This window comes from Shewanella sp. 1180_01, from assembly GCF_052850535.1.
This window is the reverse complement of the sequence record NZ_VXCT01000036.1, coordinates 1-21061: the sequence shown is the minus strand read 5'-3', so window position 1 is coordinate 21061 and position 21061 is coordinate 1. Positions and strand designations below refer to the sequence as shown.

Genomic DNA, 21061 nt, shown 5'->3' with positions numbered 1-21061 from the left:
TCAATCAGATTTTCCTGACAGACAAATAGACTTATTCACGACACAATCCGTTGCTATTCTGATCCTATTAAAAGCTAAAGCATCATACTTACGTATTACACTGGCATATTCATAATAAATGAATTTATACTGATTTCTGTGCTGGTATAAATACCGATAGCTTGCGTTTGACTTGACCTCTGCGCCGTATAACAGAAGACAAGTTTGCTATGGGGGAAGGCTTAGCTCAACCTTACTGCTGTTGATTATTTTTGCAGTTTTGCCCAAAATGCCATGGAGGCGGTTATACAAATCGATAGAATTTGTTAACCTCTACGCGCTAGATTTGGCGATTCATACGCCCAAGCTCTAGCGAGAACATTAAGACAAATAAATTAAATAAGATCAAAGGAAGCTTTATGTTGGATTCCGCTAAAGTTCAATACCCGCCATTACCACTGATCCAAACTTGGGTGTGGATGATGATCGAATCAGGCAATCCAGAGATACAAGATAAAGGTAGAGACAACCTTATTGCCGCCTTTGGTAGCTTAGCCAAAGCAAATGAATACATTGTTGAAATAAGCAATAAATAGATAAAACAAAGGCGCCGGGATAGCGCCTTTGTTTTTACTTTACCCGCAATCGTTAACGACTAACTCAGGTATAGTTGCGTTTTATGTTCGCACGAGCAGACAATTAAACCTGACGGCGTTCGATAATACTCTGATTCAGAATGGCCAACAGGCTCTCAGTATCATCCCAACCGATACACGCATCGGTAATACTCTGGCCATAACACAACACTTGACCTTCAATTAAATCCTGACGACCTTCCACTAAATGGCTTTCTACCATAACACCAAAAATAGCAGTATTGCCCGTCGCTACTTGGCCAGCCACATCTTCGGCAACCACTAACTGTCGTTGATACTGTTTACTACTATTGGCGTGGCTAAAGTCGATCATGATGTTGTCGGCAAGTTTAGCTTTTAATAACTGCTGGCTAATTTCAGCGACATGCGGCGCACTGTAATTAGGCTCGCGACCACCACGTAAAATAATGTGGCAATCAGGATTCCCTTTCGTCGAAACGATCGCCGAATGACCCAACTTAGTCACAGATAAAAAATGGTGCGGTGCATTGGCAGCACCTATCGCATCGATGGCAACTTTGATGGTGCCATCGGTTCCATTTTTAAAGCCCACTGGACAAGAAAGACCTGAGGCTAATTCTCTGTGCACTTGTGATTCAGTAGTACGGGCACCAATGGCTCCCCAGCACATTAAATCTGCCATATATTGTGGGGTGATCATATCAAGAAACTCACCCGCGGTTGGCATGCCGCTATCGTTCAAATCCACCAATAACTTACGCGCAGTGCGTAAACCATCGTTGAGTTTAAAGCTGTTATCCATGTAAGGATCGTTGATAAGCCCCTTCCAACCCACTGTGGTTCTTGGCTTTTCAAAATACACTCGCATCACGATTTCGAGTTGATCCTTATAACGCTCACGCAGCGCAACCAGACGTTGACCATATTCCAACGCCGCTTTGGGATCGTGGATAGAACAAGGCCCAATCACCACTAACAGGCGATCATCAGACTTAGCCAGAATATTGTGGATACTATTTCGCGCATTAAACACAGTCGCAGAGGCTTTTTCAGAAGCAGGAAATCGTTCTAGAATCGCGATAGGAGGAAGTAACTCTTTTACTTCTTTAATGCGAACGTCATCATTTTGGTAATACATAATTTTACTGCTCCAACTCTGGTGTTTTAGGCTATTTCTATCGCTGCGATAAGGGATCTCAACTGCAATACTGAGTTCAATTTATCGAGTCTCAAGCGCCAATGCAACCAAGTTGTCTCCATTTCAAAAAATCAAATATAACTTATTGTTTTAATATATTTTAAAAAAATAAAAATTCAAATATGCCAGCTAACTCACAGCCTTGATGAACAAAATCGAATACGGCGGATAAAAAGCAAGCGGGGAATGCTTGCGGCAAGTACGAGTGAGCTATCCATGCCTGTCAGCTAAGGTATTAACGACTAAACGCTTGAATGAGTGCAATTGATGCCAGCCCTCTATGCAAGAGAACTGGATGCTAAAGAGCTAGCCTATACTAATGGTGCAGCATGACTTGTAACTTGTTCTGATAACGGTGACGCTCTGAATCATCACGGCTCAAAGCCAGCGCTTTTTCCATATTCAATTTGGCACGCTTTTCATCCCCCAGCGCCCAATAGGTTTTTGATAAACCGAAGAAGAATTCATGCCGATAATCGGCCTTAGCCAACGCCCTTTGATACCAAGCCAAAGCCTCGTCGTATTGATGCTCATCAAAGGCTTGCTGCGCCATATCATAGTAGTAATAGGGATTATATATTCTTGCTAATTCAAGTACTTTATTGATTTCGGCCCACTCATCAAGCCGCCCCTGATCCCCTAAAATCAAAGCTAAGTTATAAAGCGTGGTTAAATTTTTCGCCTCAAACTTAAGCGCATAGCGATACACTTGTTCGGCCCGTTTCTCATCCCCTTTATGCCGATAAATAATGGCGAGCGTATTGAGTGAGGGGACAAACTGACCGACATTTAAACCCGCTTTGATGAGAGCATAGGCCCTATCTAAATCGCCATTCACTAAAGATTCTGCCGCCATGTTATTGTAAAACATGCTGATCAAGGTTTGCTTATTCACTCGGGTCTTACCATACCCTCGTAGGGCGCGCTCGGGCATGAAGTCCACTAAGATTGCTGCGGATGACACATAGACTGAATGCAAATTCTCGGGCGGAAGTAAGCGTAAGTTCACATGACCATTGATTAAATAGAAATCACCTTGCTTGTCCCATACGGGTTCAATGGCGATATCTTGATACTCAGCGCCCACATTCAATATATCCGCCAACGCAGAAGTCATGACCACTAAGGACATGCAATTCCCTGCCCTTTGGGCGTAGGTTTCACGGGCAATTTGGGTCAGGTTATCTTGGTAGCGAAAATCAATTTTAGCACTATTGGTTTGGCTGGCATTGATATAACTGGCTAACCATTCGTTGGCTAACATGGCGTTATTATGGGAAAAAGTGTATTTGTCATAGCTACGCTTTACGTCTGTCACCACCTCTGGCGGCAAATAAAAAATATCCGCAACTGAAGGAATATCGGCGACAGGGGAAAACAGTGAATCGGCAAATAGCGACTCAAGATCAGACGGATCAGGCTCGATGGTCGTCGAGCTACAGGCAAACAACTGACTGAGTACAGTGCCCATGATGGCACTCAGGTATACGGCTCGGAATAGTTTCGACATATGTCCTCCCACACCATTAGCTCCTATTTGAGCTTATTACAAATGGCGAAAAAGACGACATAAAATGGTTACAAAAAATGACAATCGTATCGTTAAAAAATAACGGTAAGTGATTTAGCAAGTTAGCTACTGCGAAGGTCGATCAACCTCTATGTATAGCTCGCGCTGCTGGTAATGGTATGGCCGATAGTTATGTTCTCCACAGGTGAAATAGCGATAGGGCTTCATCACAGTAATACAACCTAAAGGTAAAGCCTGCAGAATTTGGATCTGCTGCTGACGACGCAGCGACTCCTGCCACTCAAAATCCTTGAGCACTTGATCGCGCACAGCAAAGGCATCGACTGGCTCACTCGAGCGGTTAACTATGATTTCCCCTGCTAAGGCAGATACTGATATCAAGCCAGAAATGACGATAAGACTGAGTCGCGTAAATTGACCGACAGCAGTGGCATTTAAGCTCATAGTTCACTCCTTTATTCTTGCAGTAAATGGTGCAGGTAAATAGTGCTGCAAGGAAGCAGTAATGCGCGGCAACCGACTTATGCCTTCCCCCTTAAACTAATTGAGCTTCAACCATTGCGATGATCCATAAAAAAAGCAGAGCCTAAGCTCTGCTTTACTATCCCTCGATCCACGCTAGGCATCAAGTTGAATCACCATTCATTCGCCAGTTTACTTAACCAGCATTTTTAACCGTAACAAACTCTGGGTAAGCATCGATACCACAATCAGACGCATCCATACCATTGTATTCTTCTTCCTCAGTCACACGGATCCCCATGGTTTTCTTAATCGCATACCAAACCACAAAGGATGAACAGAATACCCAAGTAAAGATGAAGGCTGCACCGGTCAACTGCCCAGTAATAGTCGCATCAGCGTTGGATAATGGCACACACATTAACCCAAGGAAACCCGCCACGCCGTGTACTGAAATCGCGCCCACAGGATCGTCGATCTTAATGCGATCTAAGCCCACAATAGAGAACACCACTAAACCACCAGCAACCACACCAATCACGCCCGCCATTAACAGTGAAGGTGATAGCGGATCTGCCGTAATTGCCACTAAACCCGCCAGAATACCGTTGAGTATCATGGTTAAATCCGCTTTACCCCAAATCATCTTACATACGATAAGCGCAGAGATAGCACCAAATGCCGCCGCAGTATTAGTATTAACAAACACTTTTGCCACTGAGCTCGCATTCGCCGCATCCGACACCATTAATTGCGAGCCACCGTTGAAGCCAAACCAGCCCATCCACAGAATAAACATACCTAAGGTTGCCATTGGCAAGTTAGATCCTGGGATAGGATTCACTTGACCGTTAGGGCCATATTTACCCTTACGTGCACCAAGCAATAATACCCCCGCAATCGCTGCAGTCGCACCAGTCATGTGCACAATACCGCTACCGGCAAAGTCCACAAAGCCCAGTTTAGAGATAAAACCTTGGCCCCAAGTCCAATACCCTTCTACTGGATAGATAACCGCAGTCATTACCACTGAGAAGAACAGGAAAGCCCATAACTTCATCCGTTCCGCCACGGCGCCAGAGACAATTGACATCGCCGTTGCCACAAACACCACTTGGAAGAAGAAGTCAGATTCTAATGCATGGCTCGCATCCGATGATTGAGAACCGATTAAGGTACCAATCGATGGTAACCAGCCTCCTTCAGTGTTATCGACATACATAATGTTGTAGCCAACCAATAGGTACATCACACAGGCAATCGCGTACAACACAACGTTCTTCGTTAAAATTTCAGTGGTGTTTTTAGAGCGAACTAAACCCGCTTCTAACATGGCGAATCCCGCCGCCATCCACATAACTAACGCACCAGAAATCAAAAAGTAAAAGGTATCGAGTGCAAAGCGTAGTTCAGTGACTGTGCCGCCTAATTTTGTTAATTCTTCCATTGTCAGCCCCTTATAGCGCTTCTGTATCGAGTTCACCCGTACGGATACGGATAGCTTGTTCTAAGTCGACGACGAAGATCTTACCGTCGCCAATTTTCCCCGTATGGGCCGCAGTGGTAATGGCCTCAATCAACATGTCGAGATTTTCAGCCTTAGTGGCAATTTCTAGTTTTACTTTTGGCAAAAAATCCACCTGATACTCGGCGCCACGATACAGCTCTGTGTGCCCTTTTTGACGGCCAAAACCTTTAACTTCGGTCACCGTCATGCCTTCAATACCTATTCCGGCGATAGCTTCACGGACATCATCCAACTTAAATGGCTTGATGATAGCGCTGACTAGTTTCATCCTGACCTCCAAAAAAACGCGATTGTTATTAACTTGTATCAAAGGTAATTCAATCATCAGGCCAACAATTTAACTTACTGATTATTTTAAATTTTAACTAAACAAGGTTATTTTCAAAGGTTAAAAATGCACCATGATCGAGCACAAACAAGTGCAACGCACTCTTTTAGTGAGCAGTTTAAGTGCAACAGCTATTCGACCTTAGGCCTATTGGTAACAAGGTTAAATTGGGGTCTACTGGGGGAAGCGTAAATCGAGATGAAATCTGAGCATCACAGCACAAGCTCTTAGACAAAAGCGAAGATCATCACTAAGACAATCATCAAGCGCAGAAGGAAGGCCCGATGTTAAAACCCGAAGAATGTGTTCTCGTTATCGTCGATGTGCAGGGAAAACTTGCACAAATCATGGATAACAGTGACAAGCTGCACCAACAACTACAGACCTTAATCCAAGGTGCACAATTATTCGAAATACCCATACTGTGGTTAGAACAGCTACCCGATAAACTCGGAGCAACCAGTCCTGGGCTTCAAACCTTGCTGGAGAAAACCGGCTCCCCCATTGCCAAGCAACATTTTAGCGGCTGGCACTGTGAAGAGTTTGCGCAGGCACTCACCAAGACAAATCGTAAACACGTCATACTGGCGGGCATTGAAACCCATGTGTGTGTTTATCAAACCTGTTGTGACCTTATAGGACAGCAATATTCGGTGCATCTCGTCGCAGATGGCGTCTCATCACGCAGTGCCGATAATAAACAACTGGGTATTCAGATGATGACGGCCAGAGGCGCCTTATTAACTAACGTGGAATCGCTATTATTTGAATTACAACATCAAGCCCAAGGCGAGCGCTTTAGGGCATTATTAAAACTGATCAAATAGCAATTCATTCCTTGGCTCTAATGAAGTAAACAGCCCTTGGTTCAGGCATGACGTTGACATTCACTCCCATAAAAAAGCCCTCGCTGAGTCAGCGAGGGCTTTTGCTTACATGAGGGGGTTAGCTCAGGTTAAAAATGATTTGTTAAACACTATTTATAAGTGGCTTCGCGTTTTTTCGCTTCTTCATCCCACTTAGGTAACATGTCTTTCTTAAATGCTTCTTTCTCTGCATTCATTTTGTCCATGTCCATACCTAAAGCGGCTTGTGCCTTGGCTTTAGTAGAAATATCTGGGATCGCGATAGGATCTGTGATGCCTTTTTTCGCTAACAATTGCGCTAATTTAACCCGCGCATCTGCCGCTTTATCTACCGCTGTGCCTAGGATGCGTAAGACTTCTTCAGGGGCATGCGCAGCAGCGCCGTGTGAAGCAATCGCATAGTCCCAACGCCATTGTGAATGACGGATATCGGTTAGAATAGGCTTCATTTCCGCTTCAGTTGCACCCGCTTTCCAAGCGGCTGCGGCTTCAAAGTGCGCTTTCACCAGTTGTGCTTCGGCGCGGCCTTTAAGCTCTTTTACTTTCGCTTTACGTTCGTTGGTCAAGCCGACTAAGAACTCTTTACTTTGGCTGTGGCACGTCGCGCAGGTTTCTTCAAAACGATCAAATGGGTTACCCACTTTATGATCTGTGTACTTACGACCCTTGTCGTTAGTCACTTTTGGCATGTGACAATCAACACAGCTCACATCGTTCTTACCATGAACACCGAGTTTCCAAGTTTCATAACCAGGGTGCTGCGCTTTTAACATAGGGGTTTTAGACAGCGCATGCGTCCAGTCGGAGAACTCAATACCGTCGTAATAGGTTTCCATTTGCTCAACGGTTGTGCCCATATCCCAAGGGAATTTAACGAAACCTTTTCTGCCTTCTTTTTTCTCGAAATAGTATTCAACGTGACACTGACCGCAGACCATAGATTGCTTGTCTTTTTTAGACGCTTTGGCAAACGGTGTACCTAATGCTTCCATACCACGTTCAGCAAAGGGGCGAGAGATACGCAGTTTAGGCGTGCCTTTCTCATGGCAGTCGCCGCAGCCTATAGTATTGACGACTTCTGGGCCGCCCTTGGCCCATTTACCTTTAAAGTAACCATCTTCGCCTTGCTCTTCAATTAAGCGAGGTACATCAGGGCTCTTACAGCTCCAACAAGCCATAGGCATTGGACCATCTTCCGCGTTGGCTGGTGCGCCAGTTCGCAGAGTGTTACGCACATCCGTAATGGCATACATGTGGCCACGTGGTGCGTTGTAATCTTTCGCAAAACCATAACCTGCCCACAGCACGACTAAGCTCGGGTCCGAGGCTAACACATCGGTATTTTCAGTGCTTTTATCTGTGTCATGCCAGCTAGCGTATTGATTAGCAAATTTGTCTTTATAAACTTCGTTGCGAGGCTCAGTTTTATCACTCGCCATTGCGCCCGCCGCCATGAAGCTGGCGGCAACCAGTGCACTTAGTGCAAAGGACTTACCTGTCATCTTCTTCATCATCTCATCTCCGTGTTGCATTATTGTTGTAAATCACGACATCTCCATGGTCAAACTTAGTGACTTAATCCCGCTAAACATATACCTCTTAGGGGGTATCTAGGTCGAAGTTTGCGCTAGATCAAAATGTAAAGGTGTTGTTGTTCACACTTCTATACTTTTGTTAATGTATTACATTATTTTCTAATGTAAAAACCACTGCAAAGTGCCATAACAGCGGCCATTAAAATGAATAGCGGATTAATGAAACGAGGCAGTCTAACCTCAAAAATCTTAGGATTAATGTTAGTACTCATTCTGCTTTCTAGCAGTTTATCGACCTTTGCTATCATCAATTTGTCTTACAGCTTGGGCGACGCTAAGGCGATTAACGCCTCGGGTTCTTTGCGGATGCAAAGCTACCGATTGATGTTTTACGCCAACTCTGGCAGTGATGCTGCGCTCGATAAAATCATCGAATTCGAAAACACCCTCTATTCCGATACCTTAAAGCCTTCAGATAGTTGGTTTAGTCCACGTAAGATTGCCGATCAATATCAGCTCGTGATCGATAAATGGCTGGTGATGAAATACTACATAGAGCAAGAAAACTCCCGCGACTATGTGGCGTCACTTAAGGACTTTGTCGACACCATAGATTTACTGGTATTGGAGATGGAGCACCACGCCGCCTTTAAACTCAGGCTCCTCGCCGCCAGCCAAATATTAGGCTTAAGCGTCATGCTCATTATCGCCTTTGTGGCGGTGCGTTTTACTAAGAAGAAAGTGGTAATCCCACTGCAAAAGCTTATGGAATCGGCGAATACTATTTCTAAAGGCAATTTTGAAATCGAAATGCCCGAAACCGAATATATCGAACTCACAGCGCTCACCCATGCCCTGCAAAAAACCGCCAAGGAACTCGCTATGCTTTATGGCGATTTAGAGTCGCAGGTGGCAGAGAAAACCTTAGCACTCACTCGGGCCAACAATGAGCTGGCATTTTTATACGATAACCTACTGACATTAAACGCAAATAAGCTCGATTACAAAGCGCTCAAAGCGGCACTAAATCAGTTAAAAGGCTATGAGTCACTCGACTACCTTAGGCTCATTATCCAGTATCCAGAGCAAGAGCTTGAAGTGATTGAGGCCGATGGCGGCTGGCCAGATATGACTCAAGAGAGTACCCGTTTCCCGCTACAATTTGAGCAAGCAAATCTGGGCTACTTAGAGTTGATTGCCGATCAAACACCGAATATCGCGCTATTTAAAAATTTCGCGATTATGCTGACTCGCTCAATCGTGATCCACAACGCCACAGAGCAAAGGCAACAACTGGCACTGATGGAGGAACGCGGCGTAATCGCACGGGAATTACACGACTCCTTAGGTCAAGTGCTGTCCTTCCTTAAAATCCAAATTAGCTTATTACGCAAAAACTTAGATCACAGCTGCCGCAACCCAACAATTGAGGCTCAATTAACCGAAATCAATGAAGGCGTGAGCACTGCCTATGTGCAGCTCAGGGAATTGCTGTCGACCTTTAGACTCACAATTAAAGAACCCGATCTAAAAAGTGCCCTAGAGGCTATGCTCGAGCAGCTCAGAGCCAAGACGAATATCAAGATCACCTTAGACTATAAACTTGCACCACAATGGTTAGAGGCAAAGCAGCATATTCACATACTGCAGATCACGCGAGAAGCGACTCTAAACGCCATCAAACACGCCGAGGCCAGCCTCATCAATATCCATTGTTATAAGGATGACGAGGGCATGGTCAATATCAATGTTTGCGATAACGGCATAGGTATTGGACATTTAAAAGAACGAGATCAACACTTTGGCATAGGGATTATGCATGAGCGAGCCAGCAAACTTTCAGGTAAAGTCATATTTAGCGACAACGAGATAAGCAGATTTAAACCTGCTACGGCAACCACGATTGAGCAAGGATGCAACGAACAAGACGATACACTCAAGCCTAACCATTCATTCAACCTTGTGCAGCACAGCAAAGGTTCAAGTGGTACTCGAGTGACACTTATTTTCCCCTCTCAACAGGAGCCTTCAAATGGGTAAACCTTATTCCGTACTTGTGGTCGATGACCATCCCCTGTTACGCAAAGGCATCTGCCAGCTCATTGCCTCAGATCCTGATTTCAGCCTTTTTGGTGAAGCTGGTGGCGGTTTAGACGCATTAACCGCCGTCGCCACCGATGAACCCGACATCATTTTGCTCGATCTGAATATGAAAGGTATGACGGGCCTAGATACCCTCAATGCCATGCGCCAAGAGGGCGTCACCTCGCGCATAGTGATACTCACAGTTTCCGATGCCAAACAGGATGTGATCCGCTTATTACGCGCAGGAGCCGACGGCTATTTGCTCAAAGATACTGAGCCCGATTTACTGCTCGAAAAGCTCAAAAATGCCATGCTTGGCCACAGAGTTATCAGTGATGAAGTGGAGGAATACCTCTACGAGCTAAAAGATGCGACCGATGAGCAAGAATGGATTTCGAGCTTGACGCCAAGGGAGCTGCAAATTCTAGAGCAACTGGCGGAAGGCTTAAGTAATCGGATGATTTCAGAGCATTTACACATTAGTGAAGGCACAGTCAAAGTGCATGTGAAAAACCTACTGCGTAAAGCTAATGCCAAGTCGAGAACCGAAATGGCGGTACGCTACCTTAATCAGTAATCCCTGAGTTTAGCGAGGTATCGCGCAAACAATAAAGGCAATCCCATGATTGCCTTTATGTTTTTAATCGAACTGGACTTAAATGGATGATTACAGACCTTTCTCGACAAACTGCTGCCAACTCAGTAGCGCCTGCTCAAAGTCCTCTAAGCCACAATAGGCCTCAGACTCAGCATCATAGAGTGACATAGCCTCTTCTAACTCATACTCTTGCTCAAAACCTAACGAATTCGCAAACACCCGCGCCTGCTCACGCTCTAACTCTAAGGTGAAATCATTACCAACGAGGCGCCATGCACCGCGTTTATCGGTTTGAATGTCTTTAATCATGCCCAACACTTGCTGAATTTTGGCTAAGTCTGGCCCTAATTCTTCTGTAAACCACTGCCCCAGCACTTCATGATCCATGCTAAAGCTGGCCAGAAAAGTGCCGGTTAAACTGTTGCGCCGAAATTCGTATTCCATTTTATTGTCTCTTTGCTCTAAGCCTACTAATGCTAATTTTAACCTATCCTTGGCGAAGTTGCTCGCCTCCCGCAGCACAGCAGATTTAGGGCGCTCAGGGCAAGCCTCTTATCCGTTAAGCACAAGTACTGACTTCATTTTCATGACAAAATCAGTTAGCTTGTTTATATGATTTTGAAAGAGATATGGAATGCGATATGCACGAAGGATTTATCTACAGCTTAGTGCTGAGTGGTGCCCAAGCGGGTTCTACCTTAAGCCTAGAGCAAATTGAAAAATGGAACCCGCAGGATGGCCTACTCTGGTTGCATCTTCGCTATCGCAATAAAAAGGCGCGCCACTGGATACTCAATAGCGGCCTACCTAAGGTCGAAAGTGATGCCTTACTGGCCCAAGACACTCGCCCCCGCGCAGTGATTACAGGCGAAGGCATATTACTCGCATTACGCGGCGTCAACCTCAACCCAAACTCGGCACCAGAAGACATGGTGGCCGTGCGTATCTATGCCGATAAACAGCGGATCATATCCACCTGCGATCGCGAGTTACAGTCGGTCAAAGATGTCGCCGAACTGATCCTTGAGGGAAATGGGCCGACCACCACAGGTGACTTTATCGTCGCTGTCTGCGAGCGACTCACTAACCGTAAAGTCGAGTTCATCGATAAATTAGAAGAACAACTCTCAGATTTAGAAGAGCTCGTTGTCTCAGGCAATGTGAAAGACTTACGCACCGATATCGCCGAACTGCGTCGCCAAACCGTTGCCATTCGCCGCTATTTAGCGCCCCAGCGTGAAGCATTTTCGAAAATGATTTCCGAACAACTGAGTCTATTTAACGATATAGAGCGGCTTAAACTCAGGGAAACAAACGATAAGCTTATTCGCACTATTGAAGATCTCGATGCCCTGCGCGACAGAGCCAATGTCACTCAGGAAGAATTACTCAGTCAGCAATCGGAGCAGCTCAATAAGCGCTTATATTTCTTATCCTTAGTGTCGGCCATCTTCTTACCATTGGGTTTTTTAACGGGCTTACTCGGAGTCAATATTGGCGGCATTCCGGGCGCTGACAACACTTGGGCCTTCGCCACCTTCTGCGGCATATTAATCTCACTCGTCGCCCTGCAAATGGCACTGTTTTATCGATTTAAGTGGTTATAGCTACCTTAAAAAAACAATGCCAATCGATTAGGATTGGCGTTGTTTGCTCTCAGTCCGATAAGCTGAATGTTATGAGCTAATGCTTATGCTCTAAGCGGGCGATTATGTCGTCGGCAACTCAAACACATGAGTCATGACTTTATAAAGCTCTGTCCCTTGGTGCACAGACGCCGAAGCAAAGTGCAAAATAGGCACACAGTCCTGCGGCAAACTGACCGTCTTTAGCTCATCTGCCGTACCGTATAAATCCATTCGCAGTAAATTGACTAAGGGCTGTCCCGCAGCCAGTGGTTCACCCACTGGAGCGAGGTATTCCACTAACCCTGAACTTGGTGCGTGATACTTTTTATAGTCTTTAAGGTAACAACCAAAGCGCTGCATTTTAGCGGGCGCAACGGTTTCAGCGATCACGCCTCTGTGGCTTAAATACGCCAAAATCCCTTGGGCATCAACCAACGCATCCTCAAGACAGACACGCTCTTGGCTCGCCAACTCCAAGGTTAACGCTGACACAGCAACGGCTAAATCTCGCCCCTGCGCTTTTGCAAAATCACTTAATTGCCACCAAGGACAAAACGCTGCCTCATCCATAGCACCACCAAAGGTGTTGGGGATAACAAGCGTATAAGGGATCGACAAAAACTGCGCGGCAGCTAAGTCATATTCAGGACAATACAAGTGCTTACAGGATTTAGGACCCGTATGCAGATCGAGCACTATATCCGCGCCGTGGGCCATAATCTGCAGATTAACCGCAAGCCTATGCCCGGTTGTAATTCCCCATTCGTGACGCAACTTTTGCTGACAGGCTTCAACCAAAGTACTGCGATAAGCTTGGATCAGCTCGCTATCACTCAGCTTGGCATGTTCGCTATACCAAGTCGGCAAATCGATAGCATGATTCAAATACTCACGATTCCAGTTCGCCCCCGTAATAGGGTCAAATCGGCCGAGGGTAAACTCACCACTTTTTTGATTGATCCCAAGGGGATTGGCTAATGGTACTAAGGTGATTTCACCGCGGATGTCACAGAGTTCGAGCTGCTTCATCAACTGATAAATCACCGCATTACCTTGCACTTCAGCGCCGTGGACATTGGCCTGAATATACACTTTGGGGCCAGTCGCCTTATCGTCGCTCGGCTTAAAATGGTAAATAGGCAAGGTGAGCGCTTGCCCTGCGGCAAGCTCGCCAATTTGCAGAGACGATGTTGTCAGCAGCATATTAAGCGCCTTCGAACAGATTTTGATGCAGCGATTTCACCACTTGCGCCGCTTCCGATTCTGCCACTAACACACACAGGTTATGTGGGCTGGCGCCTTGGCAAATCATCCGCACATTGTGTGGTTCTAACACTTCAAACACACGGCGACAAATACCCGGCGTGGTCGCAATGCGGTTACCGATAATCGCCACTAAGGCTAATCCATCTTCGACGCGCACCCGGCAATGCTGTGATAATTCTTGCAACAATGCCTCACTCAACAGACCTTGACCGCTAGAATCTGAACCGGTTTTATCGAGGGTTAGAGACACGTTCACTTCTGAGGTGGTAATTAAATCCACACTGATCTTATGTCGCGCCAATGTCGCAAAGGTTTCCGCTAAAAAGCCCTGCGCATGCAGCATTTGCAAACTGTGAAGATTTAACAGCGTTTGGTCGCGGCGCAAAGCCACAGCGCGAAATACGGGCGCATCTTCCACTTGATGACGGATCCAAGTCCCGCCCTTTTCAGGCTCTTTACTTGAACCAACAAACACTTGAATTTGTTGACGAACAGCAGGAAGAATGGTCGCAGGATGCAATACCTTGGCACCAAAGGTCGCCATCTCGGCGGCTTCATTAAAGCTGATCTCGGCAATCGGAAAGGCATTGGGCGCAAGGCGAGGATCGGTTGTATAAATCCCCGCTACATCGGTCCAAATCTCGACCGCTGAGGCGCGTAACGCTTCGGCTAACAGCGCAGCAGAATAATCACTACCACCGCGGCCTAATGTGGTCGTTTGACCTGCTTCATCGGCACCGATAAAGCCTTGCGTCACAATCACTTGTTCCGCTAACAGTGGCTGTAGATAATCACGAGCTAAAGTCGCAATCTGCTCAACCTGGGGTTCCGCGCGGCCAAAATGGCTGTCGGTACGTAATACTCGACGCACATCGAAGGCACTAGAGTTAACACCTTTCTCGCGGATGACGGCTGAAAACAACGCCGAAGAACATTGCTCACCGAGGGACAACAACTCATCCATGGTCGCTTTGCTGCGTTGTGATGCGAGCGCTTCACTCAATACTGACATGCGACTCAATAATTTATCTAATGCGGCGGCCACATCGTTAGGACGACCTAGCTTATCTAAAATCGCATATTGAATTTGGGCAATTTGTTTTAATCGCTGTAATCGACCATCGTCGTTGATGGATTCTTGGGTCAATTCCACTAACAGATTGGTCACGCCACTCGATGCGCTGATCACGACTAAACGGCAATGAGGATTAGCTAACACTATGTCGGCACAGCGATTCATAGCGTTATAGTCGGCGACTGAGGTGCCACCAAATTTTGCGACAACGAGGGACATTAGCGCACCTCCGTGAAACACGTAGGGCAAGAAATAAACGCAGATTGAATAAAATATTGATTAACTAACATGATCACACTCCGAACTAACTTCGTTCGAAGAGCCTGGTGCTCAATGATAACGCACCCCAAAAGAAGGGAAACAGCAATCGTCACCAGAAGCTCTCCACCAATTACAGGTGACAATCGTCAGGATTCAGCCTGAGCGACCGACATAAACATGCAACAACCATATCTATGCCTCGGCGTTAATCTCCCTCATCAGTCATCGCTGGAGTTTGTGCTCCTCTGACCGACTACCTAGTTAACGCTCCTCTTCTGTTCCTTTCCTAGGGAAAGGGACGAAAAAAGTAGCAATAAACCCCTAATGAAGTCAATGCTAATTTCATAACAAATGAATAATTTAAATAAAATCTTTTGAAAACAACTAAGTGCTTAAATCGGGTAACTCGTATACCAGCTGCACATAATCACTAAATTTGCCTAAACACACTTCATCATGTCCGGCCAAGGTGCAAGGCACTAAGCTCACCTCCCCTTGTTCGACCACATAAATCGCGTATTGATTAAATTTCTTCCCCAATTGCAGCGCCATCGTTCTATCGATAAACACGGCCCAGCTTTTTTCCATGTGGGATAAATCCGGCGCCGCACCCACTAAAGCACGATAGGGACTGCCGAGTAATTCAATTTCACGGAGAAGTTGGCGATCGAGTAAACGGTTTTGACTGGGAGAAAGCAGCTTTGAAGCTGGATTATGAGCGGTAATAACAGCAAAGGAAAAATCACAGGATAATGCTTGAGTCAGCAAAAATAACGGCGCTTGGTAACATTGCCACAAATCTTGAGTCGTATTGTCCATTGGTAGTCTAATCGAAAAATGAACCCAGGCTAGTGTAGCAGAGTGATTGTAAAATCCAAAGAGGCGTGAACTGGCTCACAGGAATGGCAAATACATTAGTTATACTAATCAATAGCTAAAGTAAATATCATGGTAAAAACCCCGACTCACCTAAAATTTGTTAACATTTCATTTGTTAACAAATGACTAAAACGAGTACAATGTACGTACTGGTGAGTTGAAACAGATTGAGCAAGATGCTTATCGTTCAATACAGTTTGTTACATATATCGCTTTAAGTAACGTGAACTGACCGGGCATCTGTTTAAAATGTGTTCTACATTTGATTTGTCTTTTAAACATTTAAAAAAAACAATAGTTAAGGAACTTATTCTAACTATTGCTTATCGAAGTTGGTACTGATTACGTTTTCTCGTATTACACTTAAACGTGCACTTAATCTACATCCAGATATAGATGTCACCGTAAAGATTTTCCTTTTGAGCACAAAGCAGTTCAAGGAAGTATCAACGCTTTTATGAATATAAGAGCCCGAAGTAAGTTGCTCTTATTGGTTAGTATAAACTGATTAAAATTTAGGTAAATAATATGCAAAATCCGCACATTCTGATCGTTGAAGATGAAGCCGTTACCCGTAACACGCTGAGAAGTATTTTCGAGGCAGAAGGGTATGTGGTAACTGAGGCCAATGATGGCGCAGAAATGCATAAGGCTATGCAGGAAAACAAAATTAACTTGGTCGTTATGGACATTAACTTGCCAGGCAAGAATGGCCTGTTGTTGGCACGTGAACTACGTGAAATCAACAACATCGGTCTGATCTTCCTGACAGGTCGTGACAACGAAGTCGACAAAATCCTTGGACTTGAAATTGGCGCGGACGATTATATTACCAAGCCGTTCAACCCACGTGAATTGACGATTCGTGCTCGTAACCTTCTGACTCGCGTCAACAGCGCTGGTGCCGAAGTCGAAGAAAAGAGCTCAGTAGAATACTATCGCTTCAACGATTGGAGCTTAGAGATCAACAGCCGTTCATTAGTGAGCCCGCAGGGTGAGTCTTACAAACTGCCACGTAGCGAATTCCGCGCTATGCTGCACTTTGTTGAAAACCCAGGCAAAATTTTGACTCGTGCCGATCTACTGATGAAAATGACTGGCCGTGAACTTAAGCCACACGATCGTACTGTAGACGTGACTATCCGTCGTATCCGCAAGCATTTCGAAAGCTTGCCAGATACGCCAGAAATCATCGCGACTATTCACGGTGAAGGCTATCGCTTTTGCGGTAACTTAGAAGGCTAATTGCCCGCTAAGCGACACTCGCATTAGCAACAGGATTGATTCGATAAGCATCAATTCACAAAAAAACCAGATCTTAGGATCTGGTTTTTTTATGTCTGTTACTTAGCGCTTTTCAGCTGTCTATCGAGGAAATCCGCTAATGAGCGATATAAGTGATTACGCACTTTCTCGCCACGCATCGAATGTTTAGATCCCGGATAATCGATCATCTGGAATAATTTACCTTCATCCTGCAGCGCTTTATAAACCCGAGTGCTGTTTTCAAACAAGACGTTATCGTCAGCCATGCCGTGATACATCAACAGACCTGCTTGATAGTTTTTCACGTAAGGAAACACGCTGCTGGCTTCATAACCCTTTTCATTACCTTCGGGGTGACCTAAGTAACGCTCAGTATAATGGGTGTCATACAAGCGCCAGTCGGTCACAGGTGCGCCCGAAATCGCGGCTTTAAAGTAATCCGGCGCCTTAAATAAACTCATCAAGGCCATATAACCACCGTAGCTGTGGCCGTAAATCGCCACATTATCGGCATCGACAAAGGGCAGACTCCGTAAATAATCCACCCCCACTTTTTGATCATTCACTTCAGCTTCGCCCAAATGACGGTAAATCACCTGCTCGAACTGAGTGCCTCTGTGCGCACTGCCGCGGTTATCCAACTGGAATACCACATACCCTTGTTGCACCAGATACTGGGTAAAGTAGTCCTGCTCGCTCCAACTATTAGTCACTAACTGGGCGTGCGGCCCACCGTAAACTCGCACTACGACAGGGTATTTCTTGCTTGCATCGAAGGGAACGGGTTTGAATAAGCGGGTTTGCAGCACTTGGCCATCTTCGGCTTTCAGTTCACCAAATTCAGGGATTTGCCACAGCCCTGCATAATCATATAAAGGATGACCTTGCTTAACCGCATTTTGCTCGACCCAAGCCAGTTGCTGGCCCTCGTCACCGTGTAAACTGATTTGCGGTGGCTGAGATAAGCTGTTGAAATAATCGAGATATACGCTCTGATTATCGGCGAAAACAGGATTGTGCATCCCCGCAAGCTTGCTCACGCGCTCAACCTTGCCGCCCGCTAAAGGCACGCGATAAAGCTGTTTCTCAATTGGCGTGTCTTTACGGCCGGTGAAATACACCCAGCCTGCGGTTTCATCTATGTATTCCAGCTCATCGACAGCCCACTCGCCCTTAGTCAATTGTGTTTTGAGTTTACCTTTTAAGTCAAAAAGATACAGATGATTAAAGCCGTCACGCTCAGATGCCCAAATAAAGGCAGACTGCTGTTTTAAGAAATGCAGATCGTTATTGAGGTTTACCCAAGCATCACTGCGTTCTTTCACTAAGGTTTTTGGCTTAGTCAGCGCATCTAACGCCACTAACTGCAAATCGAGCTGATGTTGATCGCGGCTCTGCCACTGGAACGACAAGTGTTTGCTATCGGGCAACCAATCGACACGTGGCAGATAAATGTCTTTGCTCTTGTCTTTGCTATTCTCTTCGCGCAGGCTCACCCAATTGATGGCCTTATCTTTTAGCGTGACCACACCTAATGCGATGTCGACGTTGTTTTTACCTGCGGCTGGGTAACGCTGCTCGGTGAGTTTAATACCATCGGCATAGATCTCATTGCGCGTCACTTGCTCGACCGCAGATTCGTCGATACGGGTGAAGGCGATAGCCGATTCATCGGGCGCCCACCAGTAGCCAGTCATGCGATCCATTTCTTCTTGAGCGACAAACTCAGCCATGGCATTTTTAATTGCCCCGCCGCCATCGGTCGTCATAGCTTGGAGTTTTTTCGTCGCCAGATCTAACACATACAGATTTTGATCCCGCACGAAAGACACAAAATTGCCCTTAGGCGATAGGCGTGCATCTGTGGCGAACCCTTCATCAATCGGCAATTGAGTCACACTCTTGTCGACAAGGGAAAAGTAATACAGATTCCCAGCAGCGGGGATTAATAGCGCTTGGCTATCATCGGCCCAGAAGTACTCCATAATGCCTTCGCCATAAATACGTTGGCGCTCGCGGCGGGCTTTTTCTTCATCGGATAATTCATTGCTTGCCAGCTTATCGGCATTTAATAGCAGGCTCGACTCACCGGTTTTGACATCCATCTGCCAGAGATCATAAAAGCTTTGATTATCTTTACGGCCAGCAAGATAGGTAACCCGCAGGCCATCGGGGGACAATTTCAAACCACGGGGACTGGTGCCCGCTAAGGCAGGCGAGGCATTCATTCGCTCAATCGTCAGTGGCTGTTTGCCACCTTCCATTGCCAAAGCTGGGGTCGTTGCTGAAATCATAGCTGTCGAAATCATGGCCATTTGGCTCGCTATCAGTAGGGGAACAGCGCGCACCTTAAGTGAGCACGCAGGGAACCAAGTTAACCTATTTTTAATCATTATTATTCCTTGGAAGTATAATCGCCTAAGATGTCAGCGATTAAAAACAAGCCAACATTGTGCCAGAGGCAAACCCCAAATAGAAATAGCATGCAATATGCCGATACAAATTAGGATCATCTCGTAGACTCAGTCCAAATAATCCCTAAAAGCGCCAATATTCGCTAAAAGCATCTGCAACATCGCTGAAATTGTCGACTAACTGGGTTATCATTCGCGGCAAATAACGAAATTGACCTCATTGTTGAACCTCTAAAGGACATAACATGCAGACTCTGGCCCAGCACCTGACCTCACAGGCAGTGAACGACTCTCTCTCCCACCTGATTTTAACCTTAGCCGACACCTCAAAAGCCATTAGCCATGCCGTTCGCCACGGGGCGCTTGCAGGCGTGTTAGGCGCGACTGAGCAAGAAAACGTCCAAGGTGAAACCCAGAAAAAACTGGATATCATCACCAACGACATGCTCAAAGATGCATTAAAAGCTGACGGTACAGTGCGCGGTTTAGCGTCGGAAGAAGAAGATCATGTGGTTGAAGTCAGCCAAAATGGTCAATATCTGGTGTGTTTCGATCCGCTAGATGGCTCATCTAATATTGATATCAACTCGTTAGTCGGCACGATTTTCTCTGTCCTACCCGCCCCTGCTGGCGAGTTGACTGAAACCAGCTTTTTACAATCTGGCCGTGCGCAATTAGCCGCAGGTTATGTACTTTATGGTCCATCGACCATGCTGGCACTAACCACAGGCCAAGGCGTGCAACTCTTTACTTTGCACCCAGAAACCAATGAGTTTTTACTGACCAACGCCGCCATGAGCATTAGCCCAGATACCCAAGAGTTTGCCATTAACATGTCGAACCAACGTTTTTGGGAAGCGCCAATGCAGACCTATATTGCCGATTTACTGCTCGGTAAAATTGGCCCACGCGAAAAATCCTTCAATATGCGTTGGATTGCGGCCATGGTTGGCGATGTACACCGCGTGCTATCCCGTGGCGGTATTTTCACTTACCCAACCGACAATAAAGATCCTAAAAAGCCGTACAAACTGCGCTTGATGTACGAAGCCAACCCAATGGCTTTTTTAGTCGAACAAGCCGGCGGTAAAGCTTCAACCGGTTATGAAACCATTTTGGATATTCAACCAACGCAAATTCACCAACGTGTTGCGGTGATTTTAGGTAGCAGCAACGAAGTCGACGCTTGCCTGAGTTATCACGGTATTGATTACAGTGAAGAACCCTATATAGAGTAAGCAGAATCGCTTAGATTCTGATTTTTAGGATAAAAGCCACTGACCACAGTGGCTTTTTTATTGTCGGAGAATGCGACATTTTTAATTTTTATGCGGCCTTACCGCTGAAAAAATTGCGGCCTAACGGCCGAGGCAAGTCAAAGTCGTGGGTCTTCAACCCACACCCGACCAAGAGGGGATCAACAGCAATTCCCTCTTGGAGCTCCCTTGCCGCCCCTTGCGAAGTTACATGCATTAGAGACTGGCTTAGTGCTTATTCGAAAATCGCTAACGCTTCCGATGGTACATCCTGTACCCCGAAAGCTAA

18 protein-coding genes and 1 riboswitch are annotated in these 21061 nt (G+C 45.9%); of the genes, 7 read left to right on the top strand and 11 right to left on the bottom strand.

Translation table 11 applies throughout. The features are described from left to right. Positions 1-398 precede the first annotated feature (398 nt). Positions 399-575 carry a hypothetical protein gene (locus FW758_RS16810; protein ID WP_006080150.1) on the top strand — a complete coding sequence of 59 codons (177 nt, stop codon included), beginning with the start codon at positions 399-401 and terminating at the stop codon, positions 573-575. Between the two features lie 103 nt (positions 576-678). Here the strand turns inward: FW758_RS16810 and aroG are convergent, their stop codons facing one another. The 5 genes from aroG to FW758_RS16785 form a co-directional block, all read right to left on the bottom strand. Beyond that, positions 679-1734, bottom strand: a complete 1056-nt coding sequence (gene aroG, locus FW758_RS16805) for a 3-deoxy-7-phosphoheptulonate synthase AroG (protein ID WP_446445975.1) — start codon at positions 1732-1734, stop codon at positions 679-681. A 376-nt stretch (positions 1735-2110) separates the two neighbouring features. Then, the gene (locus FW758_RS16800) at positions 2111-3304 is read right to left on the bottom strand and encodes a tetratricopeptide repeat protein (protein ID WP_446445974.1); all 1194 of its coding nucleotides are present in this window, start codon (positions 3302-3304) and stop codon (positions 2111-2113) included. 126 nt (positions 3305-3430) lie between these two features. Then, a complete protein-coding gene (locus tag FW758_RS16795; protein WP_446445973.1) occupies positions 3431-3769 on the bottom strand; it encodes a hypothetical protein in 339 nt (112 codons plus the stop codon). Positions 3770-3983: 214 nt separating this feature from the next. Then, positions 3984-5234 carry an ammonium transporter gene (locus FW758_RS16790; RefSeq protein WP_259574983.1) on the bottom strand — a complete coding sequence of 417 codons (1251 nt, stop codon included), beginning with the start codon at positions 5232-5234 and terminating at the stop codon, positions 3984-3986. Between the two features lie 10 nt (positions 5235-5244). Continuing rightward, positions 5245-5583 (bottom strand): P-II family nitrogen regulator, encoded by a 339-nt coding sequence (locus tag FW758_RS16785; protein WP_006080143.1) that lies wholly within the window; start codon positions 5581-5583, stop codon positions 5245-5247. A 344-nt stretch (positions 5584-5927) separates the two neighbouring features. On the opposite strand from FW758_RS16785, the gene FW758_RS16780 reads away from it, so the two are divergent. Beyond that, on the top strand, positions 5928-6470 hold the full coding sequence (locus tag FW758_RS16780) for a hydrolase (protein WP_427650234.1): 543 nt from the start codon (positions 5928-5930) through the stop codon (positions 6468-6470). 149 nt (positions 6471-6619) lie between these two features. Here FW758_RS16780 and nrfA read toward each other — a convergent pair whose 3' ends face one another. After that, positions 6620-8023, bottom strand: coding sequence for an ammonia-forming nitrite reductase cytochrome c552 subunit (gene nrfA, locus FW758_RS16775; RefSeq protein ID WP_259583250.1), 1404 nt, complete (start codon positions 8021-8023; stop codon positions 6620-6622). 225 nt (positions 8024-8248) lie between these two features. Between nrfA and narQ the strand changes: the two genes are divergently transcribed. Continuing rightward, the gene (gene narQ, locus FW758_RS16770) at positions 8249-10084 is read left to right on the top strand and encodes a nitrate/nitrite two-component system sensor histidine kinase NarQ (RefSeq protein WP_311905942.1); all 1836 of its coding nucleotides are present in this window, start codon (positions 8249-8251) and stop codon (positions 10082-10084) included. Next, the gene (locus tag FW758_RS16765) at positions 10077-10706 is read left to right on the top strand and encodes a response regulator (protein WP_006084162.1); all 630 of its coding nucleotides are present in this window, start codon (positions 10077-10079) and stop codon (positions 10704-10706) included. The genes narQ and FW758_RS16765 overlap by 8 nt, the downstream gene beginning before the upstream one ends. A 90-nt stretch (positions 10707-10796) precedes the next feature. On the opposite strand, the gene FW758_RS16760 is transcribed toward FW758_RS16765, so the two are convergent. Continuing rightward, a complete protein-coding gene (locus tag FW758_RS16760; protein ID WP_006084163.1) occupies positions 10797-11171 on the bottom strand; it encodes a YacL family protein in 375 nt (124 codons plus the stop codon). Positions 11172-11368: 197 nt separating this feature from the next. Here FW758_RS16760 and FW758_RS16755 point away from each other — a divergent pair, with 197 nt between their 5' ends. Then, on the top strand, positions 11369-12334 hold the full coding sequence (locus tag FW758_RS16755) for a zinc transporter ZntB (protein WP_446445972.1): 966 nt from the start codon (positions 11369-11371) through the stop codon (positions 12332-12334). A 102-nt stretch (positions 12335-12436) separates the two neighbouring features. On the opposite strand, the gene FW758_RS16750 is transcribed toward FW758_RS16755, so the two are convergent. From FW758_RS16750 to FW758_RS16740, 3 genes are all read right to left on the bottom strand, one after another. Beyond that, positions 12437-13558 carry a succinylglutamate desuccinylase/aspartoacylase family protein gene (locus FW758_RS16750; RefSeq protein WP_446445971.1) on the bottom strand — a complete coding sequence of 374 codons (1122 nt, stop codon included), beginning with the start codon at positions 13556-13558 and terminating at the stop codon, positions 12437-12439. 1 nt (position 13559) lies between these two features. Then, complete coding sequence (lysC, locus tag FW758_RS16745) at positions 13560-14915, bottom strand: lysine-sensitive aspartokinase 3 (RefSeq protein WP_446445970.1); 1356 nt, start codon at positions 14913-14915, stop codon at positions 13560-13562. Between the two features lie 150 nt (positions 14916-15065). After that, a riboswitch (Lysine riboswitch) is annotated at positions 15066-15240 on the bottom strand. Between the two features lie 101 nt (positions 15241-15341). Beyond that, on the bottom strand, positions 15342-15776 hold the full coding sequence (locus tag FW758_RS16740) for a DUF3293 domain-containing protein (protein WP_006080129.1): 435 nt from the start codon (positions 15774-15776) through the stop codon (positions 15342-15344). Between the two features lie 588 nt (positions 15777-16364). Here FW758_RS16740 and arcA point away from each other — a divergent pair. After that, positions 16365-17081, top strand: coding sequence for a two-component system response regulator ArcA (arcA, locus tag FW758_RS16735; RefSeq protein ID WP_006080127.1), 717 nt, complete (start codon positions 16365-16367; stop codon positions 17079-17081). Between the two features lie 98 nt (positions 17082-17179). Here arcA and FW758_RS16730 read toward each other — a convergent pair whose 3' ends face one another. Continuing rightward, positions 17180-19495: a S9 family peptidase gene (locus FW758_RS16730; protein WP_446445969.1), complete on the bottom strand. Its 2316-nt coding sequence runs from the start codon at positions 19493-19495 to the stop codon at positions 17180-17182. Positions 19496-19761: 266 nt separating this feature from the next. On the opposite strand from FW758_RS16730, the gene FW758_RS16725 reads away from it, so the two are divergent. Continuing rightward, the gene (locus FW758_RS16725) at positions 19762-20754 is read left to right on the top strand and encodes a class 1 fructose-bisphosphatase (protein WP_446445968.1); all 993 of its coding nucleotides are present in this window, start codon (positions 19762-19764) and stop codon (positions 20752-20754) included. The last annotated feature ends 307 nt before the right edge of the window (positions 20755-21061 follow it).